Annotated in this window: 2 protein-coding genes; both read right to left on the reverse strand. The window is 64.2% G+C overall.

Translation table 11 applies throughout. The annotated features are described in order from the left end of the window. On the reverse strand, nucleotides 1-519 hold a 519-nt coding region (locus AB4Z11_RS32080), incomplete at its 3' end, for a hypothetical protein (protein WP_442030270.1). Between the two features lie 3 nt (nucleotides 520-522). Beyond that, nucleotides 523-1,230: hypothetical protein (locus AB4Z11_RS32085; protein WP_442030272.1), on the reverse strand; the 708-nt coding region annotated here is incomplete at its 5' end.

Consider the following 1,230-nt stretch of genomic DNA (forward strand, 5'->3'; position numbering starts at 1 on the left):
GCGATACAGATACAGGCGGCCGTTGGCAGCCAGCGAAAACACCAGCGGCAGGCCGGCAGCATCGCGCACGGCGAACAGGGGCCGGCGCGCGGCGGCAGGCGCGGCGCAGGCGGCAGCCCGATAGCCGGATTCGCATAGCGGCACCAACTGGCGGCGCACCAGCTTTTCGATCGATTCGCCAGCGGCCAGCTGACTGACCCAATAGRCCAGATCCGGCGGACGTGAAGCGTCGTAGCGGTCAAACACGGCGTTGTAGATGCGCGCCATACGTCCCGTGTTATCCAGTTCTTCAAGTTCAGTACGCGCCAGCAGGCACAGGGCCAGTTCGGCGCGGCCGCGCACCGGGTCCGGCTGGCAGCTATACAAAGTAGTCCACGACAGCGCCTCAGACGCCAGCGGTTCGCGCTGCAGCACGATGCGCGCGACACGCGCGGCTGCAAAACTGTGCGCCCCTGCGGCGCAGGCCATGCCCCACTGGCGCGGCTGCGCTTCGGGCACGGTAGTGATCAGGCCAGACATTGCTTACTCCCCCAACTCGATTTCGAAGTCGCCACGTTCGTTGATACGCAGGCCCCGGCAGTGACGATTGCCTTCGGGCGCCAGCGTGAGCGCAATCCGCTCAAAAACTTTGGTGGTGGCTACCGCTAGCGGCGCGGCCACGTCGTTGCGCACCACGCCCAGATTGGCGGGATGGTTGTCCCACCACTGGCAGATGCGATGCACATTCAAAAGGTGCGGCAAAGGATCGGACACCACATAAATGCCGGTGGTGCCCGCATCCGTGCGCGGCATGCCCTTGCGCGTCTGCCCCGACAGCACGACACTGCCGTCCGGCTTCACATGCCATTGCAGGCGAAGCGACCATTGCAGGCTGACGCGCGCCCAGGCCTTGCCCATATAAGTACGCTGCTTCGATCCCGGCAGCTCCTGCTTTACACTGTCCCATTCATAGCGCGTGAGCGTCGCAATTACATCCATCGTGGGATGGGGATTGCCGTCTTCACCTGGCTGAGTGGACAGGGCCAGCGTGCATTGCAGGTCCTGCTCGGATTCGCGGTCGTGCAGCGTGTGTCCGGCCTCCTGCCAGTGCAGCAGCACATGATCGCGGAAGTTCCAGCCGGCTTGCGTCGGCACGAATTCCGCACGGGCGCCGTTGTACAGGGTCGCCTCAGCGCCGGATTTTTCATTCAGGCTTTCGGCCGCATTCAGCTTGCCTGGCATACCATCGCG

The organism is Pseudoduganella sp. RAF53_2 (assembly GCF_052113985.1).
Taxonomy (GTDB): Bacteria; Pseudomonadota; Gammaproteobacteria; order Burkholderiales; family Burkholderiaceae_D; genus Rugamonas.